10 protein-coding genes, 1 pseudogene and 1 riboswitch are annotated in these 8,214 nt (G+C 42.8%); of the genes and pseudogenes, 2 read left to right on the forward strand and 9 right to left on the reverse strand.

Annotation, left to right across the window (positions count from 1 at the left end; translation table 11 throughout):
- Positions 1-125: 125 nt before the first annotated feature.
- Positions 126-392 (forward strand): annotated as a pseudogene (locus tag DCC82_RS12245) (DUF2935 domain-containing protein); the annotation flags it as partial.
- Between the two features lie 42 nt (positions 393-434).
- Here the strand turns inward: DCC82_RS12245 and DCC82_RS12250 are convergent.
- From DCC82_RS12250 to DCC82_RS12265, 4 genes are all read right to left on the reverse strand, one after another.
- Positions 435-926: a YpuI family protein gene (locus tag DCC82_RS12250; RefSeq protein WP_015864358.1), complete on the reverse strand. Its 492-nt coding sequence runs from the start codon at positions 924-926 to the stop codon at positions 435-437.
- A 24-nt stretch (positions 927-950) separates the two neighbouring features.
- Positions 951-1,370, reverse strand: coding sequence for a hypothetical protein (locus tag DCC82_RS12255; protein ID WP_015864359.1), 420 nt, complete (start codon positions 1,368-1,370; stop codon positions 951-953).
- 63 nt (positions 1,371-1,433) lie between these two features.
- On the reverse strand, positions 1,434-2,024 hold the full coding sequence (gene scpB / locus DCC82_RS12260) for an SMC-Scp complex subunit ScpB (RefSeq protein WP_015864360.1): 591 nt from the start codon (positions 2,022-2,024) through the stop codon (positions 1,434-1,436).
- The gene (locus DCC82_RS12265; RefSeq protein ID WP_041269704.1) at positions 2,011-2,781 is read right to left on the reverse strand and encodes a segregation/condensation protein A; all 771 of its coding nucleotides are present in this window, start codon (positions 2,779-2,781) and stop codon (positions 2,011-2,013) included. Before DCC82_RS12265 ends, scpB begins: the two co-directional genes overlap by 14 nt.
- A 126-nt stretch (positions 2,782-2,907) precedes the next feature.
- On the opposite strand from DCC82_RS12265, the gene DCC82_RS12270 reads away from it, so the two are divergent.
- Positions 2,908-3,423 (forward strand): DUF309 domain-containing protein, encoded by a 516-nt coding sequence (locus DCC82_RS12270; protein WP_097354704.1) that lies wholly within the window; start codon positions 2,908-2,910, stop codon positions 3,421-3,423.
- A gap of 15 nt (positions 3,424-3,438) precedes the next feature.
- Here DCC82_RS12270 and DCC82_RS12275 read toward each other — a convergent pair whose 3' ends face one another.
- The 5 genes from DCC82_RS12275 to ribD form a co-directional block, all read right to left on the reverse strand.
- Complete coding sequence (locus DCC82_RS12275; protein ID WP_015864363.1) at positions 3,439-3,786, reverse strand: GNAT family N-acetyltransferase; 348 nt, start codon at positions 3,784-3,786, stop codon at positions 3,439-3,441.
- A gap of 123 nt (positions 3,787-3,909) precedes the next feature.
- Positions 3,910-4,374: a 6,7-dimethyl-8-ribityllumazine synthase gene (ribH, locus tag DCC82_RS12280; protein ID WP_015864364.1), complete on the reverse strand. Its 465-nt coding sequence runs from the start codon at positions 4,372-4,374 to the stop codon at positions 3,910-3,912.
- Positions 4,375-4,447: 73 nt separating this feature from the next.
- Positions 4,448-5,641 (reverse strand): bifunctional 3,4-dihydroxy-2-butanone-4-phosphate synthase/GTP cyclohydrolase II, encoded by a 1,194-nt coding sequence (locus tag DCC82_RS12285; protein ID WP_097354705.1) that lies wholly within the window; start codon positions 5,639-5,641, stop codon positions 4,448-4,450.
- Between the two features lie 21 nt (positions 5,642-5,662).
- Positions 5,663-6,310 carry a riboflavin synthase gene (ribE, locus tag DCC82_RS12290; RefSeq protein WP_015864366.1) on the reverse strand — a complete coding sequence of 216 codons (648 nt, stop codon included), beginning with the start codon at positions 6,308-6,310 and terminating at the stop codon, positions 5,663-5,665.
- A gap of 15 nt (positions 6,311-6,325) precedes the next feature.
- On the reverse strand, positions 6,326-7,411 hold the full coding sequence (gene ribD, locus DCC82_RS12295; protein ID WP_015864367.1) for a bifunctional diaminohydroxyphosphoribosylaminopyrimidine deaminase/5-amino-6-(5-phosphoribosylamino)uracil reductase RibD: 1,086 nt from the start codon (positions 7,409-7,411) through the stop codon (positions 6,326-6,328).
- Positions 7,412-7,786: 375 nt separating this feature from the next.
- Positions 7,787-7,921: riboswitch (FMN riboswitch) on the reverse strand.
- Positions 7,922-8,214 lie beyond the last annotated feature (293 nt).

The raw sequence follows: 8,214 nt of genomic DNA on the forward strand, positions 1-8,214 counted from the left end.
CTACCTTTCTAAATCCAGTGTACTTATATTGAACGAAAAATTCAATATATACTGAAAATATAAACCCCGCCTGCCTCCACAGCTAAAGCAGTGGGCTTCCAGCGGATGTTCTCGTGAAAAACACATTGGAACAATATTTACGAACAAACGTATACGATTTCCCTGCTTTACATCGCTTTCACCGGGGCATTCAATTAGAAATGGTTATTTTTCAATGTTTTTTGCGCGAATTGGAAGAAATGGAGCTAAATAAAGAAGTGCTTGGCGTCCTGACGCCGCTTATGGCGAACCATATGGCACGAGAAGAATGTTATTATTTGCAAAAACTAGCTGAAACGACGTATGAAGTAAAACCGCCTGCCTGCGACCCGACAAAACCAAGGACAGAATGATGAACATCAAAAAAGCTGCCCCAGATGTGGGACAGCTTGCGTTCAATTGGATTGTATCATTTTCGTCCGATAATCCGTTTCATAAAATTCCAGCTCTTCACGAATTGTCTGAAACTCGCTTTCAAGCGATAACAACAAAGCTTTCAACGAAGGCGGAGGGGTTTGACGAAACTTAATCGAGTTGCGTCCCGTATAAGCGGAACGGCTATCTTCATACCACGCATCGCTTTTTGGCGTAAAATATTCGGCAATACATAGATGATAGACACGATACAACGTTTTTTCCGCCGCCGCTTTACGAAATGGTTCATCATTTAATATGATACGGCACGCCTCAAGCCCCTCCTCGCAATATACAACGAGGCGGCGTAAATTCGAAAGCAATAATTCATAATAGGCTTTGTCGCCTCCTTCTTGTTCCGCCAATAGTTTGGTCAATGTTGTTTCATTTAAATAATTGGAAATCGTCTGAACGGTTTTTTGCAAAAAGGCTTCTACTTGTTTCGTTTGATTCAAAGCCATTGAGTTCCCCATATTCACAAGACCCCCATATCGGTTTTAAGATGGCTGGCGAATAAAAAGAAGCGGTGATGTTAAATGATATTCGCCATTTGTCTGCAATGATGCAAATATGTCTGGAAGCTTCGTAAATTCCATATGCGCAAAATAGCGGCGAAATTCTTCTTCCTCATTAATATATACTCGCTTACGGTGCCGGAAAGCCGGATTTTGCAATAAACATACGAAAGCAACGATATCGCGGAAATAGACGTCACGCCCTAAAACAGTAAAAATCGGATTTTGTTCATACGGCGTAAACGATGAAATAAATTCCTCAAAATAGCGCAAATATAGAACGTGAAGCGTTTTTTCAACCCCATCTTCGCGAAACGTTACTTCCGAGCGGCTGAAATAATCTTCAAACGTATTCGGCTTCGATTTTTCCAGCTCATATCCTTGCAAGCGGCAAATCCACATACAACAAGCCCCCTTATCATGCCAAAAAAACGAAAATATAAAGTTATTCCTATCTTATCATACTCATGTTGATTCGTTAAAATTTTCTTCAAATTTTTCGAAAAACAAATCAGCTTCTTTCTCCACCTCATCATCTCCCTGTAATTCCGGAAGCGGAGGCAGTTCCTCCAACGTTTTCAAACCGAAGTAGTCAAGAAACTCCTTCGTCGTGCCATATAAAATCGGGCGCCCCGTTCCTTCCGCACGCCCGACTTCCTTTATAAGCGCTTTGGCAATTAGCGTTTGTATCGGTTTATCGCTTTTCACCCCTCGAATTTCTTCAATTTCCGCTCTTGTAATCGGTTGGCGGTAAGCGATAATCGCCAATGTTTCTAACGCCGCTTGCGACAACGAAGTCGAACTTGGCGATTCAACAAGCTTTTTTAAATATGGGGCATGTTCTTTTTTTGTCGCCAGTTGAAATACTCCTGCTAATTCAATAAGCTGAATGCCGCGCTTTTGCTGTTCATACTCCTCTTTCAGCATATGAATGATCGCCTGTGCTTGTTCTTCTTCAATTTCTAAGACGGCGGCAATTTGCTGAAGCGACAATCCCTCATCACCTGCAGCAAATAGCAGTCCTTCGACAATCGCTTTATATTCATTCATCTCCATGTTGTTCCATCCTTTCGTTGCTAGAGATGAAAATATCGGCAAAATTTCGCTCTTGCTCAATAATAATCGCATTTTTTTTCATTAATTCTAAAATCGCTAAAAATGTCACCACAATGTGTCCACGGTCATAATATGGAAATAAATCATAAAAATTTTTTCTCGTTTTTGTACGCCTCAGCTCCTCCAAAATTTCCTCCATCCTCTTTTCGATCGAAATGTCTTGACGGGTAACTTTCGTGTGAAGCGGTTTTTGCAATTTTTTGCGGCGCAATAGTTTTGACAGCGCGCCAAGCATATCGTAAACATTTACATCGAGCGGCCGCTTCATCATTTCTTTTTCGTCTGCATACATACTTAAATCGCTCGGCGGCTTTGTAAATAAAAGCGCTCGCTCTTCTTCCTTCTTTTTCAATGCTTGCGCCGCTTCTTTAAATTTTTTGTATTCTAACAACCGCTGCATTAATTCTTCACGCGGATCGCTTTCAGGCAGTTCCACACCTTCATCCAATATTTCTTCTTCATGTTTTGGCAGCAACATTTTGCTTTTGATCGCCAAAAGCGTTGCCGCCATCACCAAATATTCACTTGCGATATCCAGCTGCAATTCTTGCATCGCATGAATATATGCCATATATTGCTCGGTAATTTGCGCAACAGGAATATCATAAATATCGATTTCGTAACGATTAATTAAATGCAACAAAAGGTCGAGCGGACCTTCAAACGCATCAATTTTCACATTATATTGCACGTTCATCCCACCATTTTCATTACGCTATCGTTAAGTATAGATGATCATCTAACATTGTCCAAGCAAATTTTTCACGTCTAATATGATACAATTGATACAATACGGATACAACAATAGAAAGGTTGTGAAACGATGTATCCTGACGCTTATATCCGCTATTTAATTCATTTTCATACAGACCGTGATTATTTTGAATGTCATGAAATATTAGAAGAGCATTGGAAAAAAGACGGCTACAAAAAAGTATGGGTCGTGCTTATTCAAATTGCCGTAGCGCTGTACCATCATCGCCGCGGCAACAGTCAGGGGGCGCTGCGTATGATGCGAAAAGCGCTATCACTTTTACAAAAAGAACAAAAAGCGGTTCGCGAGTTAGGGTTAGATGAACAGCGGCTTGCCAAACAGCTGGAACATTATATCGAACGTATAGCACAAAACAAGGCTTATAAAAGCATCGAGCTGCCTGTTTGCGATGAAACATTGCGGAAAATGTGTCAAGCGATATGCGATGAGCGCGGGATTTCTTGGGGAAAAGCAAGCGATATGAGTGATGTATTTTTAATTCACAAACATAAATTGCGCGATCGCTCAGATGTGATCGCGGCACAAGAGGAAAAGAAAAAGAGTAAAGAGCTGCCAAACCACTAAACGGCAGCTCTTTCGTTAAAACTCACATTTATCCAAAAAAGACGCGGTAAATTCATTTGCCTGCAGTCGATGATTAGGATACATATCCTTTAACGCCTTTACCATTTGTTTTCCAATACCTTGATGACGGTGCGAAGGATTTACACTAATATGTTGAATTTCGACAACGTCCTCGTCTCGCAACAGCACTCCGATAATGCCAATAATATCCTCGTTCTCTTTCCATAAAAACAGTTGCCAATCATCGTTTGTTTCGTACTGTTTGATCGTTTGCTGCAGTTTTTTTAAGTCTTTTTCTGTCGGCATGAACGACAGAAGACCCATGGCAATTTTTTCATAGTTTTTTCGATAACGAATCAGCATAAAAACTCCCTCATTACCGACAAAGACTTTTCCAAAATAGAAAAGTGCTTCCGTCATTTTCTCATTACGTATTATAAACGTTCTTAGTTATATTGTGAACTCTTTCATGCATTTTTACTCCAATTAAGCAAACGTGCGAAGAAGATTTGCCATCTCAATGGCGCTTACCGCAGCTTCCCATCCTTTATTTCCCGCCTTCGTTCCGGCGCGTTCAATCGCTTGCTCAATCGTATCTGTCGTTAATACTCCAAATATAACCGGTGTTCCCGTTGATAAAGCTGCGTGGGAAACCCCTTTTGCTACTTCATTGCATACGTAATCGTAATGGCTTGTCGCCCCGCGAATGACCGCGCCAAGCGCAATGACGGCATCATATTGCCTCGATTCGGCTAATTTTTTCGCTATAAGCGGAATTTCAAACGCTCCTGGCACCCATGCTACTGTCACATCGTTTTCATTGACCCCGTGCCGTTTGAGGCCATCCATGGCGCCAGATAATAACTTGCTCGTAATAAATTCATTAAAACGGGAAATGACAATGGCAATTTTTAATCCTGTACCGACTAAATTTCCTTCCATTACTTTCATCGTAAATCCTCCTATCTTTTCCGCCCACCGTATTCATCATAATACAAAAAAGCAAAAATGGCGAACATGTTTTTTAAAAATGCAACATATGTCCTAATTTTTCATACTTCGTCCGCAAGTATTTTTCATTTTCCTTGTTCGCCGGCATTTGCAGTGGAACACGCTCGACGACTTCAAGGCCGTGTCCTTTTAATCCAGTGATTTTCCGCGGATTATTTGTCAATAGTCGCATTTTCGTCACGCCGAGATCTTTTAAAATTTGCGCGCCAATCCCATAGTCACGCAAATCGGCAGGGAATCCAAGCCTTTCATTTGCTTCCACCGTATCATAGCCTTGCTCTTGCAGCTTATACGCGCGCAATTTGTTGATTAACCCGATGCCGCGGCCTTCTTGACGCATATATAATAAAACGCCGCGGCCTTCTTCTTCAATTTGGCGGAGCGCCGCATGAAGCTGCGGTCCGCAATCACAACGGCAGGAGCCAAACACATCGCCTGTTAAGCATTCGGAATGAACCCGAACAAGCGTCGGTTCATCTGGAATGATTTCGCCTTTGACTAAAGCAACATGCTCTTTTCCATCAACAATATTTGTATAGCCAATTGCTTTAAACTTGCCAAACTCTGTTGGAAGCATCACTTCTACTTCGCGTTTCACTAATTTTTCTTTTCGTCTCCGATACTCGATTAAATCTTTAATCGTGATCATTTTCAAATCAAATTCATCAGCGATTTTTCTTAAATCCGAAACACGCGCCATCGTGCCATCCTCTTTAATGATTTCGCAAATCACACCGGCCGGCTTTGCACCACATAATCGCGCTAAATCAACCGCCGCTTCCGTATGGCCGGCGCGCCGCAATACGCCTCCTTTTTTCGCCACAAGTGGAAAAACGTGCCCAGGACGTTTAAAATCGCTCGCTTTCGCATTCGGATCTAACAGCGCTTGAATCGTCATCGAACGTTCATAAGCGCTAATGCCTGTTGTCGTTGATTTATAATCAATGCTAACCGTAAAAGCAGTGCCATGAGAATCCGTATTATGATTGACCATTGGGGCTAAATCAAGCTTATCGGCTAATTCTTCCGTAATCGGAACGCAAACAAGGCCGCGTCCGTATTTAATCATAAAATTAATCACTTCTGGGGTCGCTTTTTCCGCCAATGCGACAAAATCTCCTTCGTTTTCACGATCCTCGTCATCACATACAATAATGACTTTCCCTTGCATCAATTCATAAATCGCTTCTTCGATCGTGTCAAACATCGTCAGCTCCTCCTTTATTGCTTACTTAAAACCGTGCCGTTCTAAAAATTCAAGCGTAATCGCCGACTTCGGTTCTTCTTTTTTTCCTTCCATGAACTGGGCAACATATTTTCCGATGACATCACATTCGATATTGACAATATCTCCTGGCTGTTTATCGCCTAAAATCGTTTCCGTGCGCGTATGCGGAATGAGTGAAATCGTAAACGTGTCATCGGTGAGTCCGAAGATCGTTAAACTCGTTCCATCGACAGCGACAGACCCTTTTAAAATCATATATTTCCGCAATTCCTGCGGGATTTTAATTTCATAATACACCGCATTCGCCGATGGCCATTTACGAATGATTTCACCGATGCCGTCGACATGTCCGGAAACGAAGTGACCGCCAAAACGGCCGTTGGCTGCCATCGCCCGTTCTAAATTCACTTTCGAACCTTTTGTTAACGTGCGCAGCGATGTGGCTCTTACCGTTTCCGGCATCACATCAACGGTAAACGATCGGTCCGTAAACGACGTTACGGTCAAACAAACTCCGTTGACCGCGATGCTGTCCCCAAGATGAACGTCTTCTAAAACTTTTTTTGCTCCAATCGTCATCACAATCGCTTCGCCTGACTGTCTCATTTGCTCGATCGTACCGACTTCCTCAATAATTCCTGTAAACATCGTGTACTCACCCTTTTATTTTGGTATTGCGACGATTTTTATATCTGGCCCGATCGTCTCTACTCGCCGAATTTCTAGCTGCATAACGTCAGCCATGCCGGCAAAACCAATTCCCCCTATTGGCGTTGGCGCTTGTTTTCCGCCAATGATCTTCGGAGCAAAGTATGCGACGATTTCATTAACTGCCTTGGCGCGCACGAAACTATCATGCACGTGTGATCCGCCTTCAACAAAAAGGGAAGTAATTCGTTTCTCACCAAGTACGCGCAGCAATTCATCTATATCAATATGCGGCTTTTTCATGGAAATAATTTGTACATTTTCTTTCTCATACCGCTTCCTTTTTTCAACGCTGATTTCACTGCCGACAACAATCCACGTTTCCGCTTGGCCATCATTGAGAATGTTTGCATCAAGCGGCGTGCGCAAATGCGTATCTAAAACGATGCGTATCGGATTTTTTCCACCTTCGGGAAGCCTTACGGTTAAACTTGGATTATCCGCAATAACGGTGTTTACCCCAACAAGAATCGCATCATGCACCGCCCGATAGCGATGCACATCTTCCCGGGCCGCTTCGGATGTAATCCATTTGCTTTCTCCGGTTGTCGTTGCAATTTTTCCATCAAGACTGCTTGCATATTTTAGCGTCACAAACGGCGTTTTCGCCGCAATGTAGTGGAAAAACACGCGGTTTAACTCATCCGCTTCCTCTTTCAGCACCCCAAGCTTCACGTCAATTCCCGCACTCCTTAGTTTTTCGATGCCTTTACCGGCTACGAGCGGGTTCGGATCTGTCGTTGCAATGACAACGCGTTGAACACCTGTTTCCACTAATAAATCGGCGCAAGGGGGCGTTTTCCCATAATGACTGCACGGCTCCAGCGTTACATAAACGGTAGATCCTTTCGCTTTTTCTCCCGCCATACGGATGGCATGTACCTCCGCGTGCAGCTCCCCTGCTTTCAAATGGGCGCCAAATCCGACAATTTCTCCATCTTTCACCACAACAGCGCCGACAACCGGATTAGGAGACGTTTGTCCAATTCCTGCTTTGGCGATTTCGATTGCTAGGCGCATATACTGTTCATCGTTTCGCATGGCGCTGCCTCCTTTTTTGGCATAAAGAAAACCCTAGGTCCAAAGTCCTAGGGCAGGATTATGCAGAATCACAATGATTACATTTTTGCGTACTAAAAACGGCATTATATAAGCGGGGAAGCAAGTTTTTCAGTTGTGTGAAAGAATATGTCTGTTTTTAGCCACAATTCATACAAAGACACGTTATCCAAAAAATAACTTAGACAGCTTTCTTTGTTGAAATATGGAAAAAATAACTCACATATTGCGAAAACGCCATTTATTCGCTACTCCACATAGCTATCCCCGCTAAATATCGCGTTCTATATTTTGGAAAGCGGAGTTGCGACAAACGAAACCGCTCCTTATCTAATATAGTACGGCCATGTGCATCTTGTGATCCTTCTCCCATCCAGACTATACTGTCGGCTCCGGAATTGCACCGGATCGTGCCTATACGGCTCGCGGGCTGAGAAGTGACACCACTTCATCACCGCCGGTCGGGAATTTCACCCTGCCCCGAAGGATACGAACAATATGGAATTTTTTTATTATTATATCACACAAAAACGGTTTGTCTATTCTTCCTTGATTGTGAAAATAAAAGTGAGGAGATTCGGCGCAAAAATGACCGCTTTTCACTATTTTGCAATAAACATCCAATAAATAACTCCCCACAAAAAGCTTGCTCCTAATAAAAGAAAAAATAGTATCCAATTGTTCCTCCTCATCATTTCACGAGAACATCCGCCGGAAGCCCACTGCTTTAGCTGTGGGAGGAAGGCGGGGTTTATATTTTTAGTATATATTGAATTTTTCGTTCA

Origin of the sequence: Geobacillus sp. LYN3, assembly GCF_003064505.1 — a bacterium.
In the GTDB taxonomy this organism is placed as follows: Bacteria; Bacillota; Bacilli; order Bacillales; family Anoxybacillaceae; genus Parageobacillus_B; species Parageobacillus_B toebii.